The sequence below is a fragment of the Paenibacillus sp. EKM10P genome (genome assembly GCF_011800655.1).
Lineage (GTDB): Bacteria > Bacillota > Bacilli > Paenibacillales > Paenibacillaceae > Paenibacillus > Paenibacillus polymyxa.
The window spans coordinates 117,209-140,099 of sequence record NZ_JAALET010000009.1; the positions used below are offsets into that span (position 1 = coordinate 117,209).

Annotated in this window: 19 protein-coding genes and 1 riboswitch; of the genes, 14 read left to right on the forward strand and 5 right to left on the reverse strand. The window is 47.3% G+C overall.

Features of this window, described 5'->3' with window-relative positions; genetic code table 11:
• Window positions 1-115: 115 nt before the first annotated feature.
• Window positions 116-1,120 (reverse strand): NAD(P)/FAD-dependent oxidoreductase, encoded by a 1,005-nt coding sequence (locus tag HFE01_RS19290; RefSeq protein ID WP_016820026.1) that lies wholly within the window; start codon window positions 1,118-1,120, stop codon window positions 116-118.
• 236 nt (window positions 1,121-1,356) lie between these two features.
• Here HFE01_RS19290 and HFE01_RS19295 point away from each other — a divergent pair, with 236 nt between their 5' ends.
• Entirely contained in the window at window positions 1,357-2,547 is a 1,191-nt protein-coding gene (locus HFE01_RS19295) for an NAD(P)/FAD-dependent oxidoreductase (RefSeq protein WP_019688517.1), read from the forward strand.
• 119 nt (window positions 2,548-2,666) lie between these two features.
• Here the strand turns inward: HFE01_RS19295 and hemQ are convergent, their stop codons facing one another.
• The gene (gene hemQ, locus HFE01_RS19300; RefSeq protein ID WP_025365753.1) at window positions 2,667-3,446 is read right to left on the reverse strand and encodes a hydrogen peroxide-dependent heme synthase; all 780 of its coding nucleotides are present in this window, start codon (window positions 3,444-3,446) and stop codon (window positions 2,667-2,669) included.
• A 343-nt stretch (window positions 3,447-3,789) separates the two neighbouring features.
• Here hemQ and HFE01_RS19305 point away from each other — a divergent pair, with 343 nt between their 5' ends.
• The 4 genes from HFE01_RS19305 to uvrC all read left to right on the forward strand — a co-directional run bounded on the left by HFE01_RS19305 (window position 3,790) and on the right by uvrC (window position 9,052).
• Window positions 3,790-5,307, forward strand: a complete 1,518-nt coding sequence (locus HFE01_RS19305) for a replication initiation and membrane attachment family protein (RefSeq protein WP_013372881.1) — start codon at window positions 3,790-3,792, stop codon at window positions 5,305-5,307.
• 98 nt (window positions 5,308-5,405) lie between these two features.
• The gene (gene dnaI, locus HFE01_RS19310; RefSeq protein WP_016820033.1) at window positions 5,406-6,353 is read left to right on the forward strand and encodes a primosomal protein DnaI; all 948 of its coding nucleotides are present in this window, start codon (window positions 5,406-5,408) and stop codon (window positions 6,351-6,353) included.
• Window positions 6,354-6,478: 125 nt separating this feature from the next.
• A complete protein-coding gene (trxA, locus tag HFE01_RS19315; protein WP_010347861.1) occupies window positions 6,479-6,796 on the forward strand; it encodes a thioredoxin in 318 nt (105 codons plus the stop codon).
• A 159-nt stretch (window positions 6,797-6,955) separates the two neighbouring features.
• Window positions 6,956-9,052, forward strand: coding sequence for an excinuclease ABC subunit UvrC (gene uvrC / locus HFE01_RS19320; RefSeq protein ID WP_167438350.1), 2,097 nt, complete (start codon window positions 6,956-6,958; stop codon window positions 9,050-9,052).
• Here the strand turns inward: uvrC and HFE01_RS19325 are convergent.
• Entirely contained in the window at window positions 9,021-10,751 is a 1,731-nt protein-coding gene (locus HFE01_RS19325; protein ID WP_025365751.1) for a CPBP family intramembrane glutamic endopeptidase, read from the reverse strand. The two genes, uvrC and HFE01_RS19325, sit on opposite strands and share 32 nt — an antisense overlap.
• A 261-nt stretch (window positions 10,752-11,012) precedes the next feature.
• A riboswitch (cyclic di-AMP (ydaO/yuaA leader) is annotated at window positions 11,013-11,165 on the forward strand.
• A 399-nt stretch (window positions 11,166-11,564) separates the two neighbouring features.
• Between HFE01_RS19325 and HFE01_RS19335 the strand changes: the two genes are divergently transcribed.
• Both HFE01_RS19335 and HFE01_RS19340 read left to right on the forward strand, forming a co-directional pair.
• The gene (locus HFE01_RS19335; RefSeq protein ID WP_019688514.1) at window positions 11,565-12,905 is read left to right on the forward strand and encodes a TrkH family potassium uptake protein; all 1,341 of its coding nucleotides are present in this window, start codon (window positions 11,565-11,567) and stop codon (window positions 12,903-12,905) included.
• Between the two features lie 18 nt (window positions 12,906-12,923).
• Window positions 12,924-13,601: a potassium channel family protein gene (locus HFE01_RS19340; RefSeq protein WP_013372875.1), complete on the forward strand. Its 678-nt coding sequence runs from the start codon at window positions 12,924-12,926 to the stop codon at window positions 13,599-13,601.
• Between the two features lie 5 nt (window positions 13,602-13,606).
• Here HFE01_RS19340 and HFE01_RS19345 read toward each other — a convergent pair whose 3' ends face one another.
• Window positions 13,607-14,512, reverse strand: coding sequence for a LysR family transcriptional regulator (locus tag HFE01_RS19345; protein ID WP_016820037.1), 906 nt, complete (start codon window positions 14,510-14,512; stop codon window positions 13,607-13,609).
• 226 nt (window positions 14,513-14,738) lie between these two features.
• Between HFE01_RS19345 and HFE01_RS19350 the strand changes: the two genes are divergently transcribed.
• From HFE01_RS19350 to HFE01_RS19380, 7 genes are all read left to right on the forward strand, one after another.
• On the forward strand, window positions 14,739-15,413 hold the full coding sequence (locus HFE01_RS19350; RefSeq protein ID WP_016820038.1) for a succinate dehydrogenase cytochrome b558 subunit: 675 nt from the start codon (window positions 14,739-14,741) through the stop codon (window positions 15,411-15,413).
• A gap of 93 nt (window positions 15,414-15,506) precedes the next feature.
• Window positions 15,507-17,252 (forward strand): succinate dehydrogenase flavoprotein subunit, encoded by a 1,746-nt coding sequence (sdhA, locus tag HFE01_RS19355; protein ID WP_016820039.1) that lies wholly within the window; start codon window positions 15,507-15,509, stop codon window positions 17,250-17,252.
• Between the two features lie 19 nt (window positions 17,253-17,271).
• A complete protein-coding gene (gene sdhB / locus HFE01_RS19360; RefSeq protein ID WP_013372870.1) occupies window positions 17,272-18,039 on the forward strand; it encodes a succinate dehydrogenase iron-sulfur subunit in 768 nt (255 codons plus the stop codon).
• A 171-nt stretch (window positions 18,040-18,210) separates the two neighbouring features.
• Window positions 18,211-19,020 carry an AAC(3) family N-acetyltransferase gene (locus HFE01_RS19365; RefSeq protein WP_107734714.1) on the forward strand — a complete coding sequence of 270 codons (810 nt, stop codon included), beginning with the start codon at window positions 18,211-18,213 and terminating at the stop codon, window positions 19,018-19,020.
• 67 nt (window positions 19,021-19,087) lie between these two features.
• Window positions 19,088-20,032 carry a metallophosphoesterase gene (locus HFE01_RS19370; RefSeq protein ID WP_107734713.1) on the forward strand — a complete coding sequence of 315 codons (945 nt, stop codon included), beginning with the start codon at window positions 19,088-19,090 and terminating at the stop codon, window positions 20,030-20,032.
• Window positions 20,033-20,138: 106 nt separating this feature from the next.
• Entirely contained in the window at window positions 20,139-20,879 is a 741-nt protein-coding gene (locus tag HFE01_RS19375) for a metallophosphoesterase family protein (RefSeq protein WP_044788094.1), read from the forward strand.
• Between the two features lie 52 nt (window positions 20,880-20,931).
• Window positions 20,932-21,540, forward strand: coding sequence for a GNAT family N-acetyltransferase (locus HFE01_RS19380; protein WP_031462155.1), 609 nt, complete (start codon window positions 20,932-20,934; stop codon window positions 21,538-21,540).
• A gap of 312 nt (window positions 21,541-21,852) precedes the next feature.
• Here HFE01_RS19380 and HFE01_RS19385 read toward each other — a convergent pair whose 3' ends face one another.
• Entirely contained in the window at window positions 21,853-22,740 is an 888-nt protein-coding gene (locus HFE01_RS19385) for an NAD(P)H-binding protein (RefSeq protein ID WP_107734712.1), read from the reverse strand.
• Window positions 22,741-22,891: the final 151 nt, after the last annotated feature.

Below are 22,891 nucleotides of genomic sequence, written 5' to 3' on the forward strand. Positions count from 1 at the left end.
TCGGATGACTTTACGGACAATCACTGCAACGAATAGGCACACCGTGAAAAAGGGTATTTCACTCCAAAGGTTCAAATCTGGAGTAAAATACCCTTTTTTGTCAAGTCTAAATTAACTACAATTTCATGTTACTGCTGTGTCCGGGAGACAACTTGGCGTCTGGATCTACATAGACCTTGGCGTTGTTGACTGCTGTAGGAGCTTCACCAAAACCAACCGCGATCAGCTTGAGCTTGCCTGGATAGGTAGTGATGTCTCCTGCAGCGAAAATGCCAGGAATATTCGTCTCCTGACGAGAATCGACCACGATGGAGTTACTTTCGATTTCAATTCCCCATTCAGCAATTGGGCCAAGTGTGGATACAAATCCAAAGTTAACGATGACATCGTCCACTTCGATTTCCTGAGTTTCTTTGGTTTTTACATGAGCAAGAGTGACCTTTGTAATCGTATCTTCCCCATGCAATTCTGCAATTTCCGTTGGTGTAATCACGTTTACTTTGGAAGCGAGGAGGTTCTCGACACTGTGTTCATGCGCGCGGAATTTGTCACGGCGATGAATCAATGTAACCTGTTCTGCAATCGGTTCCAGCATAAGGGCCCAGTCTACAGCAGAGTCACCGCCGCCACTGATTAGCACCTTACGACCTGCAAATTTGCTCAGGTCGCTGACAAAGTAATGCAGGTTCGTTTTTTCAAAACGATCGGCACCTGGAAGCTCCAGTCTGCGCGGCTCGAAAGCACCCACGCCAGCGGTAATAATAACCGCTTTACCATGATACTCGCCACCTTTGTCTGTTTTGACGATGAAGTGGCGTTCTTCTTTCTTCTCTAACGATACGACTTTCTCTTCTAGCTGCACCTCTGGATTAAAATGGTTCATTTGTTGAACCAAATTGTTGACCAGTTCCTGTGCAGTCACTTTAGGAAAGCCAGCAACGTCATAAATATATTTTTCAGGATAAAGGGCTGCAAGCTGGCCGCCCAGTTGGGGCATACTTTCAATTAAGGTGACGGATGCCTGACGCATTCCTCCGTAAAAAGCGGCGAAAATACCGGCTGGACCGCCTCCAATTATGATCAGATCGCGGATCTCCGCACCTGTGGATTGAGCTGTCACTCTAAAAACACCTCCGAAAGGGATAGTATGAATTGTAGATATTGAATCAGCCGCATAGAGGTTCAGATAGCCGCCGAACGTATGATTCACTGCTTATCATTATAAACTGCTGGGTTCCTCTTGCAAAGTTAAAGCGATTAATATTTGATGAAGACTTTCCGGTGAGTATAAGTTAACCGTGTTAAGAGAAAAGTTGTGAATATTGAATGATTATGTATATCGGAAGGGGTAGAAGCATGAGCAGTATTCCCAAAATTGTCATTGTGGGCGCCGGATATGGCGGTATATTGACGGCTCAGCAATTGCAAAAGGAGCTCAAGCACAACGAGGCAACTGTCACGCTAATCAACCGTCATGATTACCACTATATTACGACACATCTTCACATGCCTGCGGCAGGCACGGATACGATTGAGCATTCGAGGATTCCGATTGCGCAGCTAATCGATGAGTTCAAGGTGGATTTAGTCAAAGGAACAGTGAAGGAAATCATACCAAATGAGAAAAAAGTCGTGCTGGAGGATGGCTCGCTATCCTACGATTATTTGGTCATCGGATTAGGTGGGGAGCCGGAGACATTCGGTATTCCAGGAATGGATCAATTCGCACTGACGATTCGCAGTATTAACTCTGTGCGCCTGATTCGAGAGCATATTGAATACCAGCTGGCCCTGTATAAAAATGACGGTAAGCCAGGTCGCCTAAATTTCGTCGTAGGGGGCGCTGGTTTTAGTGGCATTGAGTTTGTAGCGGAGTTGGCAGATCGTCTGCCACAGCTGGCTAAAGCTTACGACATCGATTTTAACCGAATTCAAATCATTAACGTCGAGGCAGCTCCTACAGCATTACCAGGGTTTGATCCTGAGCTGGTGGAGTATGCGATGGATGTCCTCAAGCGTAAAGGGGTTAACTTCCGTATTGGAGTCCCGATTAAGGAATGCCAGCAGAATGGTGTAATTGTCGGTGAGGGTGAGAAAATTGAAGCCTGCACGGTCGTCTGGACAGGTGGAATCCGTGGGAACGGTTTGATCGAGAAAGCCGGATTCGAAGTGATGCGTGGAAGGGTGAAAATCGACGATTTTCTGCGTGCACCGGGTCACGATGATATTTTCATTATCGGGGACAGTTCTCTGATGTTTAATCCCGAAGGCCGCCCTTATCCACCGACTGCCCAAATTGCAATGCAGCAAGGAGTGCTTTGTGCCAAGAATCTGGCCGCTACGCTCCGCAAAAAGGAGCTGCACAAGTTCGTCTTCTCCAATAAGGGTACAGTTGCATCTCTTGGAAAGGGCGAAGCCGTCGCCGTAGTAGGTAAACGCAAAATCAAAGGCTGGGTGGCCGCACAGTTGAAAAAGATCGTAGATCTACGCTATCTGTTCATCATTGGCGGCATTCCACTGGTATTGAAAAAAGGGCGATTTTTCTAATCTCAGCCAAGTAGTCAAGATGCACCTAAAAACAATAAGAACAGAAAAAGGTTTCCACGACTCCTACCAGAGCCTGGAAACCTTTTTTCTATTGCTTTTCTTTTCTATATATTAGAGTCCTACAGCTTCAGCATGTCTTCAAATGTTTCTTCGTTCAACACGCTGCCGACATAGAAGGAACCAAATTCACCGTAACGGGCACTTACTTCATCAAAACGCATTTCATAAATTAGCTTCTTGAATTGAAGTGCGTCGTCGGAGAACAGGGTTACGCCCCATTCCCAATCATCGAAGCCGATGGAACCTGAGATGATTTGCTTTACTTTGCCAGCATAGCTGCGTCCAATTAAACCGTGGCTGCGCATCAAGGTGCGACGCTCGTCCATCGAAAGCATGTACCAGTTGTCATCCAGATCACGTTTCTTGTTCATTGGATAGAAACAAATATAACGAGCTTTGTTTAATACAGGCTTCAGGCGCGCGACAATTTGTGGATTTTGCATTGGATCTTCTTCCTTGCTCAAATAATTACTCAGTTCCACCACACTTACATAAGAATAAGTTTTGGTCGTATATTTGGCGAAGGTTGTTTTGTTGAATTCATTTTCCAATTTATTGAGGTCTTCCAGCGTTTCACGCAGGTGCAGCATAACAAAATCAGCCTTTTGTCCGACTACAGTATAGACAGCTGAGCTGCCCAGACCTGCTTCCTCGGTAACGCTCCATTCCTTCATAAACTCTTGAAGCTCGTCCAGTGCTCCCGCGCGCTCTTCATCGTCTGCAGTTTTCCATGCCGTCCAGTTGATGGACCGGAAATCGTGAAGCGCGTACCAGCCTTCCAGTGTGGAGGTTACTTCGTTGGGTGTTGCTGGGGTTTGTTGAGGTTGATGTTGATTCACGATCTACACTCCTTTACGATCTGTAAATGTAATCGGCTTAGCCGAAATATGTGTACTTCCGTATATCGTTCCTGTATCCAATACGTGATGTTTAACCATTATATTGTAGCTCAATTTGGAGCTTTTCACCAATGAAAGAAGTGTGAAGAATATTATTTTTCCATGATGCAGGTCACAAAGTCATAAAATAGTTAGTATTCTCGAAAAAAGAAGAACTCGGACGAATACGGCTGCCAAAAAGGAGGACAATTGCCCTTATTTTGTTGGTCCCACCCGAGGGCAAGTATGATAGAATAGAAAAACATCTTGGAGAACGTTATGTCAGGAAAGGAAGAATGTCGGAATGCGGATGAAAAACCTGCTGCACTATACTGAGAACCACCGCTACTGCGTTTATCGGGAATTTGGCTTGAGCGCACTGGATGAATTGATGCTGGGAAGTGTCTATCAGCCGATGGTAGGCGCATTTGCGGTCAGTCTATATCGACTGTTGTTCCAGCATGTGCCAGTCGGACAGATTGGTTATTCGCCGTTGGAACAGCAACGTCGACTTTTTCTGACACTGGGACTGGAGCCAAGTGAGAAGGGACGCAAGTATTTGATTGAACAGACCTCCAAGCTGGAGGCTGTCGGTCTGTTGCAGACGTCCAGGTTGTATGCGCCCGAAACGGACGATTATATGTATGAATATGAGATGCAACCACCGCTCGCACCTGCTGAATTTTTCAGAACGCAGCACCTTACCCTTTTGTTGAGAGACAAAATCGGTAAGTTTGCAGTGCTTTCTCTGAGAGAATCGTTGTGGAGCAGGGAATCTAGCGAATGGTCGCAATCTTCCCATAATAAAGAGAATATATCGGTTCCGTTTTATGAGCTGTTTGAGCTGAACACCCATGTTATAGATTATGAACTGGAACAGGCGCTATCCGAAGTATCCACGAGCCGCCAGACTGGAGCATTAGCGTCCGAATCGGAGGAAGCATTGAACTATGCAGATATTATTCTTCGTTTTCCGCGTGAATCCGCCAATCGCAAGCACGTGGAGCGTCTTCGATTTGAACACGAGCAACTGGGTATGGTCAATTACGTGGTCCGTAAATTTGATCTCTCTGTACAGGATATCAGTCGCTTGCTGGATGAGGACGGCATTTTTACCGAAGCAGGCGATTTATTGCTCGACGAGCTTCAGCTTCGGGCTAGCCAACACTCCAGGCAGGAACGGAAGCGTCAGGAGGAACAGCAGGTGCAGGCTGCCAAGGTGGTTGCCTTGCGCCAGAGGGAAACTTCCACACCTGAAGAGCCGCCTGCAGAGCAGGCTGTGGAAATGGAATTTTATGTAGAGGTTCCCCCACAATTCACAGCCAAGTGTGACATTCACCAATATAATATGATGCTGCGCAACGAGCCTTATCGCCGTTTGCTGCAAACCTTTTTCCCCGGCACGGTTCCCGGTAACCTGCTGGATATATTCGAGAAGATTGATATCAGCTATAAGTTGCCTGGAGAAGTCATCAATGTGCTGATCCATTATTTAATGTCACTGCTCGTATCGGGGAGCGATCAGCGGATTAACCGCAACTTTGTCGAGGCCGTTGCCTCCAACATGCTGCTAAAGCAGGTAAACACTTACGAAAAAGCCGTTCAATATATAAGGGATCAAGCCAAGGTAAAAGGAAAACAGTCTACTGCTTCTTCCTCCGGGGGCAGATCCCGCACGTATGCCAAAAACAATGGGCCTGCCAAGCCGTCTATTCCGATCGTACAAGATCAGCCTTCCGAGGAATCCGTATCCGAGGAGGAATTGGATGAACTGCTTCGCCTGGCCGAACGACTGCAATCCGGTAAACAGAAAAAGGTGTAATGGAAGCCAATTCAATAATGTGTCGACTTTATGGCGGTCGGCAGCGAAGCGTCAATCGCCCTCCATAACTCTGCACATTTTAGAAAGGAGGAGCATTCTTGGAATCACTCGGTGATTTGCTTCAGCAGATGCAGAACCCTTCGTTTCGCCAACGTACTCGCAGCGTAGCCGATCAGGTTCTAAATGATCCGCTGGTGAAGGAATTTTGTGCTGCACATCCTGATGTAGACGAAACGCAATTGCGACTTAATATGAGTATGCTCTTTCAGTATACCCGGGATCGCCGAAATTGCGACAACTGTCCGGGACTGGAACAGTGTCCTAACGATTTCCAGGGTCACTTTTGCAAGCTGGGCGTGGAGTATCCCAATGGAACAGCGGAAATGGTGGACATTCGGACCCCGTGCGCCAAGCTAGTTGCCTCCCAGCATGAACAACGAGTGCGTCAACGAATTAAAAGCTTTTATGTGGATGAGCGCGCGTTGTTGGAAGGATATAATGCCGTTGAGATTGCACGCAAGGATTTGCAACGCGTGCCCGCAGTAAATCAGGTATTCCGCTATATTGAAGAAACTAAAAGTCAGGGTTTATTAAAAAAAGGGCTCTATCTGGAAGGTACATTTGGTACGGGGAAAACCTTTTTGATGGGCTATCTGTTGCACGAGTTGGCTCTGTCGGGTTTCAACGGTGTGATTGTGTACATGCCTGATTTTGTGGAGGATTTAAAGTCCATGATTCAGGATGGACAGAAGCTTAAGGAAACGACCGAAATGCTTAAAAATTGTGATCTGCTCGTATTTGACGATATTGGTGCTGAAAATTTGAGTCCATGGGTACGGGATCATGTAATGGGCTCCATTTTGAATTACCGAATGAACCGTAAACCGACCTTTTATACTTCTAATTATTCACTGCAAGGGCTAGAGAAGCATCTTAGCTTTACAAGCAAAGACGGAGAGGAAATGTACAAGGGACAACGCTTGATGGACCGGATTCGTCCTTTTGTGGATGTCATTACCGTCAAGGGGAAAAATCAGCGAGGGTAAGTGTTCATTCGTCTGCTCTTTTGATATCTTACAATTAAAAGACTATTGTGATATAATTAAAAGGTGTCGAAACAGACATTACAGGTTATAATAATCTTGACTTTTCTATAAAGGAGGAACATACAATGGCAATTGTTAACGTGTCCGATCAATCCTTCAACGCAGAAGTCGAAGGCACAGGAACCGTTTTGGTTGATTTTTGGGCGCCATGGTGCGGTCCTTGCAAAATGATCGCTCCAATTCTGGAGGATCTGTCTACAGAAGTTGGCGATAGTGTCAAAATCGCGAAGGTGAACGTGGATGAAAATCCAGAGTCTGCTTCTCGTTTCGGCGTGATGAGTATTCCTACCCTAATCGTCTTCAAAGACGGACAGCCTGTTGATAAAGTGGTAGGTTTGAACTCCAAAGAAGCATTGAAAAGCATGCTTACTAAACACCAATAATCATGGAATGTGACCCATGCTCCTGCGGGGGCTTGGTGGAGCGCCATGAACAGTCAATGCCTCCGGTTATATATACCGGAGGCGTTTTTGTGCATTATTACTATATAATATAAGTAGTAAGTTGAGCAGTCATTAAGAATGGAAGGAGGAACCGGGCGAATGAAATCCTATGCGGAGGACTTGCAGAACCAGGAGAAGGCGCTGGAGAACATACGGCACAAATTAGCATTGCTGCCGGATGCATCAGGCTGTTACCTGATGAAGAACAGCGAAGGCACCATCATTTATGTCGGCAAGGCCAAAGTGTTGAAAAACCGGGTCCGTTCCTATTTTACAGGTAGCCATAACGGCAAGACGCAGCGACTGGTTGCTGATATTCGTGATTTTGAATATATCGTTACAGGCAGCAATATGGAGGCGCTCATTCTGGAGTGCAACCTTATTAAAAAGCACCAACCACGTTATAACGTGCTGTTGAAGGATGATAAAACCTTTCCGTACTTGAAAATTACGAACGAGGCACACCCCAAGCTGGAGGTAACCCGTCGCGTTCTGAAAGATAAAGCGAAATATTTTGGACCGTACCCCAATTCCTACGCGGCACATCAGACGAAAAAGCTGCTGGATCGTATGTATCCGTTACGCAAGTGCGGTGTGATGCCAAAAGAAGTGTGTCTGTATTATCACATGCATCAATGCTTGGGACCTTGTGTAAAAGAGGTCGAGAAGGAAACATATGATCAGATCAGTCAGGAGATCGGTTCCTTTTTGAGCGGGGGACATGAGGAAATTAAAAAGGATCTCCAGCGTAAAATGCAGGAGGCCGCAGAGGAATTGTACTTTGAGCGTGCCAAGGAGCTGCGCGATCAGATTATAAGTATCGACGCGATGATGGAAAAGCAGAAAATCACCACCTCTGATGCGAAGGACCGAGATGTATTCGGCTTTTCGGTAGATAAGGGCTGGATGTGTGTACAGATTTTATATGTACGCAAGGGTAAAATGATCGAGCGCCATATGTCGACTTTTCCTTTCTACGGTGAAGCTTACAGTGATTTTATGTCCTATGTGACGCAATATTACAGTGACAACCCGGCAGTGCCGCAGGAGATATTGTTGCCGGATTCTCCTAAGCTGACGAAAGCAAAATCGACTGATGTCGATCAACCGATTGCAGCAGAAAGTGAACTTTACAGTGCAACTACAGCCGAGACTACCGGGATTACAGATGAGGAAGCAGTGCAAACGGAGTCAGACCGTCCTGCTGACCCGTTGCTGGTAGCCGAAGCACGAGCAGCTTATGCAGTAGGAACGAATCCAGCCCAAGTTGGTGACCAAGGAACCGGGGAAAAAGAACCCGAAACAGAAACAGAAACTCAACTATCCGGTGGATTGGAGGACCCATCTGCAGCAGCTAGCGCTCTGGCTGAATGGTTGGATGTAAAAGTACTTGTGCCACAGCGCGGGCTGAAAAAGCAAATGACGGGTATGGCGACGGAAAATGCACGTGTTGCTCTGGATGAGAAGTTTAAGCTGATCGAGCGGGATGAAGAACGGACATCTAAAGCTGCAAGCAATCTGGGACGTGCCATTGGGCTGGATAGTCTGCATCGGGTAGAGGCGTTCGATAACTCTAACATTCAGGGTTCTGATCCAGTCTCGGCCATGATCGTCTTTATTGATGGCAAGCCTGCCAAGAAGGAGTATCGAAAATACAAGATCCGTTCTGTGCAGGGACCAGATGATTATGAAACGATGCGTGAAGTTATTCGGCGTCGATATGAACGTGTGCTGAAGGAAAATCTTGAACGCCCCGACTTGATCATTGTCGATGGTGGGCGTGGACAAATTAAAGCGGCAACCGATGTATTGGAAAATGAGTTGGATTTGTTTATTCCTGTGTGTGGTTTGGTGAAAGATGCCAAACACAGAACTTCCCAATTACTGATGGGGGATACATTTGAGGCCGTAACACTTGCACGCAACAGCGAGGAATTTTATCTGCTGCAACGGATTCAGGATGAGGTTCACCGTTTTGCCATTACATTTCACCGTGAGCAGCGCGGCAAATCTATGGTAACTTCCCAGTTGGACTCCATTCCGGGCATTGGAGAGAAACGGCGTAAGTTGCTGCTTAAGCATTTTGGATCGCTCAAAAAAATAAGAGAGGCCAGCGTCGAAGACTTCCGGCCTCTCTCTATTGGGGATAAACTTGCTCGTCAGATTATAGCTGCCCTTCGGGAGGAGGAGTCGTAGAATACGGCTCCTCTTTTTTCACGGGTTCAAACATGATTCGATTAGGTTTTTTAGGACTAAACCAGTAAATGATGTAGCCTACAATAGCCGGAAGTAAGATCCAGAATAGACCTGCGCTCACATTCACGGTGTCTCCCAAACTGATCACACTAAGCCCCATTAATATGCTGTCAAAAATAACGTGGCTGAACATGGCAGCGATAAAGCCGTAACGCAGGAACACGAAGCTAAACAGCAAACCAAGAAAAGTCAGCTCAATAGGTCTTGAAATCACTGGATAGATTGGATAAAGCGTATGTCCCAGTGCCCAAATAAGCGTAGTAATCAGACAAGCAACAAACGTATTTTTGACTATTTTTTTTACCATCGGAATACCAAATAGACGGTAAACAGTCTCTTCTCCAATACCTGCCATCCAGGCCATAATCGGTAGTAGCCATGGATAAGCCATATTGTAAGGGGATTGCGTGGCGTCTGTAGTGGAGAATGTATTAAATGTACGCTCCAATACAAAGAACAAAATGGATTGTACGCCGAGTAAAATGAAGGCCCACAAGTAACCGACATACATACTGCGAAGCACATACAGCCCGTAGCCCGGCTCTTTGGCCCGTGGCCATGCATTTAGTCCAACCTGACGCATAAGCCCGTCACCACCAACCAAGGAGAAGTAGAGAGCTACAGCCATGAAGAAGGTAACACCGACCTGGAATACCATAAGAAATATAAGCATGCCCTTACTGCCTGCTTCAGCTTGTAATAAAGGCAGCATGTTCATGGTCCCAGCTATACTAGCAATAAAATAAACAATGGACAGAACAATACCGCGTACAAATGAAGTATGTCGTCGGGTGAGTGACGCATACACAATGGCAAGTACGCCCAGGACAAAGCTAAATAGGGCATAACCCGCATAAGTCATCCAATTCGCCCAGTATGTTTGATTTTTAACATAGTCGGTATAGGATGAAGGGGCAGCAAAGCTTTGGGTAAACGAGCGAACATCCCCATCTTCAAAGGTAAAAGCCAGCGTAAGGACCGAGGCGCCGATTTTCTTTTCGTCCACAGTATATTTTAATCCACCTTCCCCCTCAGTGGTCGCAAGCTTCAATTCCGATGGCTTAAAGCCAAAGCGTTTGATCCATTTTGCTGCAGCCTGCTCCTTGGCTTCAAGCGTCATGTCGCCCTCAGCTATACGTACAAGCTTGCTTCGTGCTTGTTCATCTGTAGAAACATCAGCCTGTGTGTAATTGGTGCTGGAGGTGATCCGCTTAAAGCTAACGACCTTCCCAGTGGATAAATCCACATGAATTTGCAGCTTGCCCTTCGCTGAGGAGTCAGGCAAATCAACCCGAAAGGTTTCATAAGGATAATTTTTTTTCCATGTACGATCGTACGCTTGAAGCAGTTTTTCTCTGGATAAATAACCGTACAAATCTGTTTCAGCCTGATAGGTCACGACAGGCTTCTCTGGCTGTGATTCCGTATAGCCCAGCTCAGAACGGGCGAAGTCCAATGCGTGTACGATCGCTTCTTGTTTGCTGATGACCTTTGCATTCATCAATGATTCCGGACTTGGATTGCTAAGCGAGGGAATAAGCAATTGAAAGATAAAAAAGCAAATCAGGCCAACCCCGCCCAGCAAGCCTAATTTTTTGAAGTTGGCCGTGAGCACGACCGGTTTCCCGATAGGATTCATGAGTTTCCTCCTTAATCTGTAAATAAGAACATCCATTAAAGATATCATACTGCACAGGTTCCCGCCAACAGACCAGCGATATTCATGAAAACAGAGTGAAAGCACTTTAAAGTTTTAATAAAATTAGATAAGCTGTGATTAAGCGATGCCCAATCGCAAATTAAAGCCAATTTCACGTTTTTTCGGCGAAATCGGTTTTGTGATCTGGATAGAGAAGGATTATAATCTTGAGGCAATGCCTATGAAATATATGGGTAATGACATACATTTAAGCCGAATTTCTGTGAGAAAACGGGGGAACCATGTTACTGGGGTGAATTTTACAGCCGATCCTGATGGACCGGAAGTGTAAATAGGGCATACTGTGCTGCCCGAATCCGTCAGCTAACCTCGTAGGCTGTGGGCAGGAACCAAGTCAGGCACTCGGTTTTCCGGTGTCTTTTTTTGTGTGTATAAGTGTGAATAAAAGTTTGCTGAGTTAAGGACGCTGCGCGTTCCATTTGATCTTCCAATCGCTGTTGCCACTGAATTTTTTTGATTTTCTAGACCTTGATAAGGGTAAAATTCAGAGTCAAAGGCGAGCGCTATCGCTTCTCCAGATTCAAATGGACCGCTTCGCTGCTGCCCGCCTTAAAGTCATCAAACGTTCCATGAGGTAGTTACGTATAAAGTGTAGTGAGTATTGAAAGGCAAAAGTATCCCGCTTTGCGGATACTTTTCTGATTTATAAAAGAAACTGAAAAGAATTGGTGATTTTATGAGCTGAGCGATCTCCATGCTCATAGTTCACCAAGGAGGAGAAGTGATGAATAAATGAATCCCAATGCAAGCTGGCTTCGGCTTTCTCCACCGCAAATATTCGTTGCAGGCTTTGCCATTATCATTCTAATAGGTAGTTTATTGTTAATGCTGCCCATTTCTAATACAACAGGAAAACCACTTGCGTTTATAGACGCTTTGTTTACTGCCGCTTCCGCGACCTGTGTAACCGGGCTTGTCGTTAAGGATACAGGGCTCTTTTTTACAACCTTTGGTCAAATCGTTATCGTTGCGCTGATCCAGATCGGTGGTCTTGGCTTTATGACCATGGCTACCTTGATCGCGCTGGTGTTCAAACGTCGGATTTCCTTGCGGGAGCGCCTTATTTTGCAAGAAGCGATGAATCAGACCTCGGTCGAAGGGATTGTCGGATTGATCCGTAAGGTGCTATGGTACTCGCTGATGATTGAGGGCGTATGTGCAATCATTTTTTCGATTCGCTGGTCGTTTGATATGCCTGTAGGCAGGGCGATTTATTTTGGAATATGGCATGCTATTTCCATGTTTAATAATGCTGGTTTTGATTTGTTCGGTGAATTTCGCAGCCTGACAGGTTATGTATATGATCCGATTGTTAATTTTACAGCCATGTTTCTCATTATTTCGGGTGGTATTGGTTTTGTAGTGATGTCTGACCTGGCAGATTATCGCAAGCGTAAGAGACTATCCTTGCATACCAAGGTGGTACTCAGCATGACAGCTGCTCTGATTGTCGTCGGGACGCTTGTCATTTTTGTATTTGAGTTTACGAATCCGAAGACGCTTGGCTCGCTTGATTGGGGTGGTAAACTGCTGGGTTCTTTATTCCAGTCCGTTACCCCTCGCACCGCAGGTGCCAACACGCTGGACATTGCAGGCTTGCGGCAGGCTACGCAGTTTTTTATCATCATACTCATGTTTATTGGGGCTTCGCCTGGCTCCACTGGAGGCGGGATTAAGACCACTACATTTGCTCTGCTCATTGGAGCGGTGTTTTCGATGCTGCGGGGACGGGAAGACATTGTGCTGTTCCGGTACCGACTTGCGCAGGCACGCATTTATAAGGCTTTGACTATTACCTTGCTGGGGTTGCTGTTCGTGATTGGGGTGACGATGATTCTGTCCGCAACCGAAGATCATCATTTTCTGATGATCTTGTTCGAGACGGTGTCTGCCTTTGGTACGGTAGGACTGTCCATGGGGCTTACACCTGATTTGACAGTTGTAGGCAAGCTGGTGATTACTCTGACGATGTTTGCAGGCAGGCTGGGTCCACTCACGCTAGCTTATGCACTGGGACCGAAAAAGGGTAAGGAATTGTATCGTCATCCAGAAGGTAAAATAATTATAGGGTAAGGGAGTTTTCGAGTAGATATGAAAACGCAGCAGTTTGTAGTCATTGGCTTGGGACGGTTTGGCTCAAGCCTGGCTTTGCAATTGGTGGATATGGGGTGCGAGGTGCTGGGCATTGATCGGAATGAGGATGTTGTGGACAGTATGAGTGAGATTCTGACACATACTGTCGTGGCAGACGCTACAGATGAGGATGCGTTGCGGTCACTCGGCATACGTAATTTCGATTGCGGCATTGTTGCGATTGGTGATGATATTCAGGTAAGCATCCTGACCGCCATTTTGCTGAAGGAGCTGGGTGTGAGAAAAGTCGTAGCCAAAGCCATATCTGTGCTGCATGGGCGTGCGTTAGAGAAGCTTGGGGTGGACCGAGTCATTTATCCGGAACGGGATATGGGTATTCGAGTAGCGCATCAGCTGGTCACGCCTAATCTGCTCGATTATTTGGAGCTGTCCAAGGAATACAGCATTGTAGAACTTAATGTGCCTGCATGTCTGAATGGCAAAACGTTGGCAGAATTAAATGCGCGCACCCGCTTTGGTTGCAGCATCGTGGCGCTTCATACGGCGAATGGTATCTTGATCGCACCGACAGCTATGGATCGGCTGAAAGCAGACGATATTATGGTCATTATCGGCTCCAATGATAATATCGGCCGCTTTGAGGATGAGGTCGTTAATGTCAATGAAGAGGGTTAAATCCTCTATACCATACGGTAGCCTGCAAACGATGCGCGTGTCTCGCTAATCCAGCGTCGTGCTGTTGGGCCGAGATCGGCCGTTTCTGAGTAGATGAGGGAGGTCGTTCGGCGTGTCTCCTTCAAATCAGGCAAGTACAATGCAGTAAGTCCATTATCTCGCAGCAGTTCGCTGCGCAAATAGGATTTGGGCAGCAAAGCGGATGCCTTGCAGGTGGGAAGCAGGCGTACAATCGCCTCGAAGGAGTCGATTTCCATGCGGATATCCGGCATAATGCCGCTACGCTGGAACAAGTCATCCGTCAGACTGCGGTACCAGGTTCCTTTGGAGAAAATAATCATCGGCAATCCTTGCAAGTCCTTCATTGAAGCCGTTCCTGTCTTGACAGTTAATTCATGTCCGATGGGGACGACTAGCTCCAAATGATCGTCAAATAACGGAATGCAACGCAGTCCAGCTTCATGAATGGCAGACCCGACAACGCCGGCGTCTGCTTTTTTGTCGCGTACAAAGGCAACGATTTCATGCGTCTTGCCGGTGAGCAGCTTTAGCTCAGTCTGAGGATGCTTGCTCATGAAAGCTTCGACGAGGGTAGGCAACGTCGTTTGGAGTGTCGTAAGACTTGCGCCCAGAGTAAGCATGCTCTGGGCTTCATTTTTGTGCTGAGACAGCTTTTGTAAGAAGCGAAGCTGACGTTGCCGTTGCTCCAGCGCGAAAGTATATACAAATCGGCCCGTCGATGTAATTTCGAGCCGTTTGCCCCGACGATCAAAGAGATGGACACCCAGCTCTTCCTCCAGCTTGGCAATTTTGCGAGACAGGGCGGGTTGGGACAAATTCAGCAGTTTGGAGGCTTTATTCAGGCTGGACTGCTCGACAATGACGGCAAAAGCGTTCAAATCCTCAAACAAATCTTCCACTTCCTCTCTATATGCAAAAAAGACATAATAATTAATACGTATATTGCAATTCCATTATAAGCCGAAAAGGAGTAACATGAAAGCGACACAAGATGTTCACACTTTTGTTTTTCCTTATAAGGGACACCTTGTTGAACATTCCCTGTCGGGAACTGTCATTTTATATGTTATATTACTATTGAAAACGCAATTATTGGGAGAAGGGAGCATGACCTAGATGAGAGGATTTTATTCCAGAAAGCTGCATTCGCTTCTTGGCGTCATTCCATTGGCTCTATTTTTTGTTGAGCATTTGGTGACGAACTTCACAGCGGTGGAGGGCGGCAAGGAAGGTTTTAATCGCAGCGTGGCCTTCCTGAATGGTTTGCCGCTGGTTATTGTATTAGAAACGTTATTCATCTACTTGCCATTACTGTTCCACGGAATCTATGGCTTGTATATCGCTTATCAGGCTGACCCGAACGTCAAAAGGTTTGGCTATTCGCGTAACTGGCGCTTTTTGTTCCAGCGTATTTCTGGCGTCATTACGTTTGTATTTATTATCTGGCACGTATACGACACACGCTTTCAGGTGGCCCTGGGTAATGTAACTCATGAGGAGCTAGGCGGCGTAATGCATGGTATAGTGACGAACCCGGTCTATTTTATTTTGTATTTAATCAGTGTCGTTTCGGCATCTTTTCACTTTGCTAATGGACTGTGGGCATTTATGGTCAGTTGGGGGATTACCGTGGGACCCCGTGCCCAAAAAGTATCTTCCTATATCTGTATGACCCTGTTCGTGGTGGTGTCGATCGGCTTCGTTGCTTCCCTGCTTGCATTCCGCAGCGCGGAGTTTCAGGAAACGGCAACAGCCTTGGTGCAATGCAGCGCTTTTAAACAGCTACTGTAAATGAGTTACTTAAATGATACATCCTGTTGAGATTCTATTTTGGAGTGTAAAAGGGGATTTAGTACAAATCCTGAAAAGAAGGAGTGAGCAGAAATGGCAGCATCCAACATTATTGTCGTGGGCGGCGGTCTGGCAGGTCTAATGGCTACGATCAAGGCAGCAGAGGCGGGAGTCCACGTTCATTTATTTTCTTTGGTTCCGGTAAAAAGATCCCACTCCGTTTGTGCGCAGGGCGGCATTAACGGTGCGGTAAATACCAAAGGTGAGGGAGACTCACCCTGGATTCACTTTGATGATTCAGTCTATGGCGGTGACTTTCTGGCCAACCAGCCACCGGTAAAAGCGATGTGCGAAGCGGCTCCGGGAATCATCCATCTCATGGACCGTATGGGTGTTATGTTCAATCGGACACCGGAAGGACTGCTTGATTTCCGCCGCTTTGGCGGTACCCAGCATCATCGGACAGCCTTCGCTGGTGCGACGACAGGACAGCAGCTCCTGTATGCTCTCGATGAGCAGGTGCGGCGCTGGGAATCTGCTGGTTTGGTGACCAAGTACGAGAACTGGGAGTTTTTACAGGCTGTACTGGATGATGAAGGCATCTGCCGAGGGATTTGCGGGCAAGATTTGCGTACGATGGAAGTGAAGACTTTTGCAGCGGATGCCGTTATTTTGGCATCGGGTGGTCCCGGAATTATTTTCGGCAAAACTACGAATTCTGTCATTAATACCGGTACAGCTGCCGGTGCAGTGTATCAGCAAGGCGTTCGCTACGCGAACGGTGAATTTATACAGATTCATCCAACGGCTATACCCGGTGACGATAAGCTGCGTCTCATGTCCGAGTCGGCACGGGGAGAGGGCGGTCGCATTTGGACATATAAAGACGGGAAGCCATGGTATTTCCTTGAAGAAAAATATCCAGCTTATGGAAATCTGGTCCCTCGCGACATTGCGACACGTGAAATATTCAGCGTATGTGTTGATGATGGACTGGGTATTAATGGCGAGAACATGGTCTATCTGGATTTGTCCCACAAGGACCCAAAAGAGCTGGATGTAAAGCTGGGCGGCATTATTGAAATTTATGAAAAATTCGTCGGCGACGATCCGCGTAAAATCCCAATGAAAATATTCCCGGCTGTTCATTATTCAATGGGCGGCATGTGGGTCGATTATAATCAGATGACAAATATACCGGGTCTGTTCGCAGCTGGTGAATGTGAATTCCAGTATCACGGAGCGAACCGCTTGGGTGCAAACTCGTTGCTGTCGGCCATTTATGGTGGAATGGTGGCTGGACCAAAGGCTGTGGAATATATAAAGGGCTTGAAAAAGTCTGCCCAGGATGTAGCTTCTTCGGTATTTGATGCGGCAGTCCATCAGCAGACTGAGAAGTACGAGCATATTTTGCACATGGATGGAAAAGAAAATGCCTATGTTCTTCATAAAGAGCTGGGTGAGTGGATGACGAACAATATGACCGTGGTTCGTTATAATGACAAGCTGGAAGCTACGATTCACAAGATCAAGGAGCTGAAGGAGCGTTACTCGAACATTAACATTAATGACGCTTCGCGCTGGAATAATGCGGGTGCTGCGTTTACACGGCAGTTGTGGAACATGATGGAGCTGGCCGAAGCGATGACCAAAGGGGCGCTGCTGCGTAACGAAAGTCGCGGGGCCCATTACAAGCCGGACTTCCCGGACCGCAATGATGAAGATTATCTGAAAACAACGATTGCAGATTGGACACCGGAAGGACCACAAATTTCGTATGAAGAGGTCGACGTTTCACTGATCAAGCCGCGTGTTCGAGATTATTCCAAGAGCAAATAACAGAAGGGAGTGTATTTAGATGTCGGAGCAAGCAGTGAAGTCGAATAAAACAGTGAAGTTTGTGGTTACTCGTCAGGATGAGCCTAATGCTAGTTCCTATACGGAAGAATTCGAACTGGCCTACAGACCGGGAATGAACGTGATCAGCGCGCTGATGGAAATTCAGCGTAACCCGGTAGACAGCCAAGGTAAAGAGACGGCTCCGGTGTGCTGGGAGTCGAACTGCCTGGAGGAAGTATGTGGAGCTTGCTCCATGGTGATTAACGGCAAACCGCGTCAGGCGTGTGCGGCGCTTGTCGATAAGCTGGAGCAGCCGATTACGATTGCGCCGATGAGCACATTCCCGGTCGTACGGGATTTGGTCATTGACCGCAGCCGGATGTTTAACGCGCTCAAGAAGGTCAAAGCGTGGATTCCGATTGACGGTACCTATGATCTGGGACCGGGTCCTAGAATGGCAGAGAAAAAGCGTCAGTGGGCGTATGAGCTGTCCAAGTGCATGACCTGTGGTGTCTGTCTGGAAGCATGCCCGAACGTCAATGAGAAGACGACGTTCATCGGACCTGCGGCCATATCTCAGGTTCGCCTGTTTAACAGCCATCCGACAGGGGAAATGAATCAGGAGGAGCGCCTAGATGCATTGATGACGGACGACGGGCTGGAGGGCTGTGGTAATTCGCAAAACTGCGTACGCTCTTGCCCGAAAGGCATTCCATTGACAACTTCCATTGCCGAAATGAACAAGCAAACGACCAAGCATATGTTCAAGCGCTGGCTGACTGTGTAGCAGAGCCAGCCCATAGGTTGTACTCAAACAGGCTTCTTCCCAAACCGGAGAAAGCCTGTTTTTTTTGCGCTCAGGAATGATGGAGGGTAACATGGAGGAAGGAGCGAGGGACAGCACTTATGGTATAATTAGAGTATTGTGTATCGTTTTGGAGAAAAGGAGGCTGGACAGGTGACTGTGCAACCGATAACGAATCGACCTGTCACGAGGTCGGATGTAATGAAAGGATTAAAGGAGCTGGGAGTTCGGAGCGGTATGACATTGCTTGTTCACTCGTCAATGCGCAGCTTTGGACGCTTTGTTCCAGGCGGGGCCTCCACCATTCTTGCCGCATTAACCGAAGCGATTGGCCGGGAAGGAACGCTGGTGATGCCAACACAGTCACACGACTTGACAGATCCGTCCACCTGGATGAACCCGCCTCTGGATGAGTCATGGTGGGAACTGGTCCGCGAGGAAATGCCCGCTTATGATCCGCCCTGGACGCTGACCGGAGGGATGGGCGTCATTGTAGAAACGTTCCGTGGCCTGCCGGGAACAGTGCGCAGCGGGCATCCGCACGTTTCTCTGGCGGGGCGTGGACCTGCTGCTTTAGGCTTGCTGGAAGCGCATGAGCTTGATTTTGGGCTGGGTGAGCATTCGCCCTTGGCAAAGCTGTATGAGGCAGATGCCTATGTACTGTTGCTGGGCTGCGGACATGACAGCAACACCTCCTTACATTTGGCAGAATATCGAACAGCCTATAATGGACGTGAAGTTGTCACGCATCAAGCCCCTATGATGGTGGATGGGACCAAAGCGTGGGTGTCTTTTCAGGATTATAATATTACCTCGGATGATTTTGAGCAGCTGGGACTTGATTTTGAGCGGGAATGTCCCACATCCTTTACGCGGGTGAACATTGGAGAGGCTTCATGTTTTTTCGCAAGGCAACGAGATTTGGTTGACTATGCAGAGCAGTGGTTATCCACTCATCGCTAGAGCTTCTGGACAGTAGGGAAATCTGAGAAATGAGATAGAAAGGACAGAACGCAAGGGGGAACGCATAATGAAGAAGACGCCGCAAATCCGCCGCGAGAGTCAGGATGGCCTACAACAGGAGGCCGCTATCCCTCCCGGTTCTTCGCGGCGTTCCTTATCAAATGAGCCAGCCAATCCTTCCCGCCGCCGTTTTTTGAAGAAAGCGGCTTTGGCCACTGCAGGAACTGCACTTCTGGCTGGAGGATATGCTTCCTTATGGGAGCCTAATCATTTGGAGATTACACGCTTCAACTTGTCTCTCCCTCGCCTTCCGTCTGCATTTGACGGAATTAGGGTGGTGCATTTCAGTGATGTGCACCTAGGGTTTCACATGGATGAGCAGGATCTGAGCGAGCTTGCGGACCGGATAGCAGGCCTGAAGCCGGATTTGCTCTGTTTTACAGGAGATATTGTAGATGATTATTCCGTATCTATGAAGGCTGCTGTTCCAGTTATGGATTCCATGCACGCTACCCTTGGTAAGTTTGCAATTCTGGGCAATCATGATTATAGAGGCTTGCCAGCCGGCGTTCAGGAGCTATATCCCAAAACCGGGTTTACGCTGCTGAGAAACGAGCATGCGGTTATAGAGCGCGCGGGACAACGTGTGGCCATTGTCGGTTTAGAGGATAACATCATGGGCAAGCCCAATCCGCAGCGTGCTATCCACGGACTGCCTGATGAGATGTGCAAGCTGCTGCTGATGCATGAGCCGGACTATGCAGATGTGGCGGCACAAATGTCCTTTGATCTTCAATTGTCAGGACATACACATGGGGGACAGGTACGTTTGCCGGTCATTGGAGCACCGATGCCGCCCCCAGGTGGACGCAAGTACATTCAGGGATTGTTTCATGTGGGAACGGATAGAATGCCACTGTATGTCAGCCGCGGCATTGGTATGACACATTTGCCGATACGGGTGCTGTGCAGACCGGAGCTTAGTGTCATTACGTTAAAATCTGGCCAATAGGCCATGATCTTTTTTTCATCTTCATCATATATGTTGGAACTACATAATGTTGGCTTGAATGTAGTGTAGAGATGTAGTCGTTTCGGGACAAAGGAGTGAGATTCAGATGGATCGTGTTGCTGTCATTTCAGATATTCATGGCAATTGGCCTGCTTGTGAGGCGGTGCTGGAGGATATTGCTTCCCGAGGCATTAGCCGTGTGTTTTGTTTGGGGGATCTGATCGGCAAAGGGCCTAGCCCGTGCGAGGTGCTGGATGCTATCCGCCAACATTGTGAAGTCGTCGTTCGAGGCAATTGGGATGAGTTGGTTAGCATAACGGATGATCTCAATTTTAGCTGGCAAGCCGAACGTTTGGGTGCAGAGCGAGTACAGTATTTGGCACAGTTACCGTTTCATTATGATTTCAGAATGAGCGGACGCCGTATCCGCTTGGTGCATGCCTCGCCGCAAAGCGTGTATCACCGTGTGCAGCCATGGGATGAGTCGGCCAAAAGGCTTGCCATGTTCGATCCACTGGCAGAGGAAAGTGGAAAAGTACCTTTTGCTCCAGAGGTCGTGGGATATGGTGATGTGCATAATGCTTTTATCCAGCATTTTCAGGGAAAAACACTTTTTAACGTTGGGAGTGTCGGGAATCCGTTGGATATCACCCAGGCTTCCTACTGCATTTTAGAGGGGCAATGGGGAGAGGAGCAGCTCACGCCTTTTTCCATTCAGTTTGTACGTGTACCCTATGATATAGAATTGGCAGTAAAACAAGCAGAGGAGGCAGATGTGCCTTCTTTGGCATATTATATTCGAGAGCTGCGTACCGGAATTTACCGGGGAATTCAGGACCTGGATTAAGTATAGAAATATGCATGGCTAAAAGCAGAATCCATCCGCAGGAGGGAACATTGTGCTGACCAGAGAAATGCTTCGTCTCGGATTGCCGGAGCTTTACACTCGCCGAGTCCGATTGCGCCAGCTCAGAGCGGAGGATTATCCTGCGCTGGAGCGGATCTTATCCGATCCATTGGTAATCCAATATGTGAATCGAATTCGCAAGCCAGTCTATGCAAGAATGAGGCGTCTGGTTGCGCAAATTAAAATATCTGCTGACTCCCTGGATTCCCTGCATTTCGCAGTGGAATGGCATCGGAAAAATACAGGAGAAAGCAATCTGCATGAGGAATTCAACGAACGATCCTCCTCACCGTTGCTCGGTATCGTTTCTTTTCAGCAATGGAATGAAAGAAGGGGCGAGGCACAACTGGGCTATATTCTGGATCGGCCTTTTTGGGGACAGGGACTGGCTACAGAAGTTGTGGGAGAAATGCTGAAATTTGGTTTCGAATCTTTGAAGCTCCAGCGGATCGAAAGCCGTTGCCAAGAGAATAACCAGGCTTCTATGCGTGTGCTTATGAAAAATAAGATGCGCCTGCTGCGCACCATTGGTGCCTATGATCCCTCAGGAGAGGTGCCGAGTGTATTGGTATTTTCAATGACCCAAGGGGATTATGCCTAGAAATGACATTGGAATATTTTGTTACAAAGATGAAATATAACTGCAAAGCAACTCTAACACAGGACGGGTACAATACAGACATGACCCCCTTTTGAATAATATATGTTGCTGGGACCCGATCATTCGGGTCCTCTTTTTTTGGTTCTTTAACTCGGGATAATATGGATTGGACAGATCCTGTCTATGTTTCATTTTGTTACAAAAATGAAATATAACTGCAAAACTACTTTAATATAGACTGGGTACAACATAGACATGACCCCCTTTGAATCATATATATTGCTGGGACCCGAAGCTTCGGGTCCTCTTTTTTTATGATTCATAGGTACGGTTCAGGCTGATTACCAGCTCTGGTAACCATTCGTTTAGGGAGAGGAATGAGTATCCCTCTGACTGGGCATTGGATGTATCCATGTACCACGACTGTGTAATACCGAATGGAGACATATGCTCGTCTGCTGTTTTTTCTTGGATCACAGCTTGTTTTCCCGTGACCTGCTCGATAATGGAAATGATATCTCCAATCCTTACTGTACCGTCGGAACAAGCATTTACAGGGCCTGTTAAATGAGCAGAACCAAGCCAAAGCAGAAAATCTGCAGCTTCATCGGAACGAATAAATGAGATATGGGCTGCGGGATTAGGTACTCCAATTTCTTGGCCTGCACGAATATGTTCAATATGAAAATGAAGTCTTTTCGTATAATCATCTGTTCCCAATACAATCGGAAAACGAACAGCCACTACAGGGAACGTAGCTTGTTGCATAAAAACGGCTTCAGCCTGCCGCTTAGCCTCTTGATATGTAAAATCGTCCTTCCCGCCCTGACGAACCAGATAAGCCTGAGGGTCAAAGATCCCTTCTGTCAGCGCTTCCGGGCTTGGATTATAGACAGATAGACTAGAGGTCATAATGTATCTTTTGGTTGTTGCATCAAAAATACGACAGGCTTCGCTGGCCTCATCTGGAGAATAGCAAATATTATCATAAACAACGTCCCATACTTGCCCACTTACCGCCTTAGCGAGCGCTTGCGAGTCGGTACGGTCTGCACAGATCCGCTGAACGCGGTCACCAAACGAATCGTTTGTGTGGCCCCGCGTGAGAATAGTAATGGAGTTCTCGGAACTGTCCAGCAGACGTTCCACCAGTCTCTTGCCGAAAAAGCGCGTTCCTCCCAAAACAAGTACCTTTTTCATACTTACATCACTCCTCATGGAATGGTTTTCATTTATATTAAGATAGACGGACTAAGGAATGTAAAAGATACAGGACACCGTTACCACCATTGGGTGTAGTGGAGTCGCATGTCCTGAGGGGGCAGATGAGTTTGAGCCGGAGTGGCTCATT

Coding starts and splice junctions, on each gene's coding strand:
- HFE01_RS19295 (WP_019688517.1), top strand. CDS start 1,357: ATGAGCAGTATTCCCAAAATTGTCATTGTGGGCGCCGGATATGGCGGT.
- HFE01_RS19305 (WP_013372881.1), top strand. CDS start 3,790: ATGCGGATGAAAAACCTGCTGCACTATACTGAGAACCACCGCTACTGC.
- trxA (WP_010347861.1), top strand. CDS start 6,479: ATGGCAATTGTTAACGTGTCCGATCAATCCTTCAACGCAGAAGTCGAA.
- uvrC (WP_167438350.1), top strand. CDS start 6,956: ATGAAATCCTATGCGGAGGACTTGCAGAACCAGGAGAAGGCGCTGGAG.
- HFE01_RS19325 (WP_025365751.1), bottom strand. CDS start 10,751: ATGAATCCTATCGGGAAACCGGTCGTGCTCACGGCCAACTTCAAAAAA.
- HFE01_RS19335 (WP_019688514.1), top strand. CDS start 11,565: ATGAATCCCAATGCAAGCTGGCTTCGGCTTTCTCCACCGCAAATATTC.
- HFE01_RS19340 (WP_013372875.1), top strand. CDS start 12,924: ATGAAAACGCAGCAGTTTGTAGTCATTGGCTTGGGACGGTTTGGCTCA.
- HFE01_RS19350 (WP_016820038.1), top strand. CDS start 14,739: ATGAGAGGATTTTATTCCAGAAAGCTGCATTCGCTTCTTGGCGTCATT.
- sdhA (WP_016820039.1), top strand. CDS start 15,507: ATGGCAGCATCCAACATTATTGTCGTGGGCGGCGGTCTGGCAGGTCTA.
- sdhB (WP_013372870.1), top strand. CDS start 17,272: ATGTCGGAGCAAGCAGTGAAGTCGAATAAAACAGTGAAGTTTGTGGTT.
- HFE01_RS19370 (WP_107734713.1), top strand. CDS start 19,088: ATGAAGAAGACGCCGCAAATCCGCCGCGAGAGTCAGGATGGCCTACAA.
- HFE01_RS19375 (WP_044788094.1), top strand. CDS start 20,139: ATGGATCGTGTTGCTGTCATTTCAGATATTCATGGCAATTGGCCTGCT.
- HFE01_RS19385 (WP_107734712.1), bottom strand. CDS start 22,740: ATGAAAAAGGTACTTGTTTTGGGAGGAACGCGCTTTTTCGGCAAGAGA.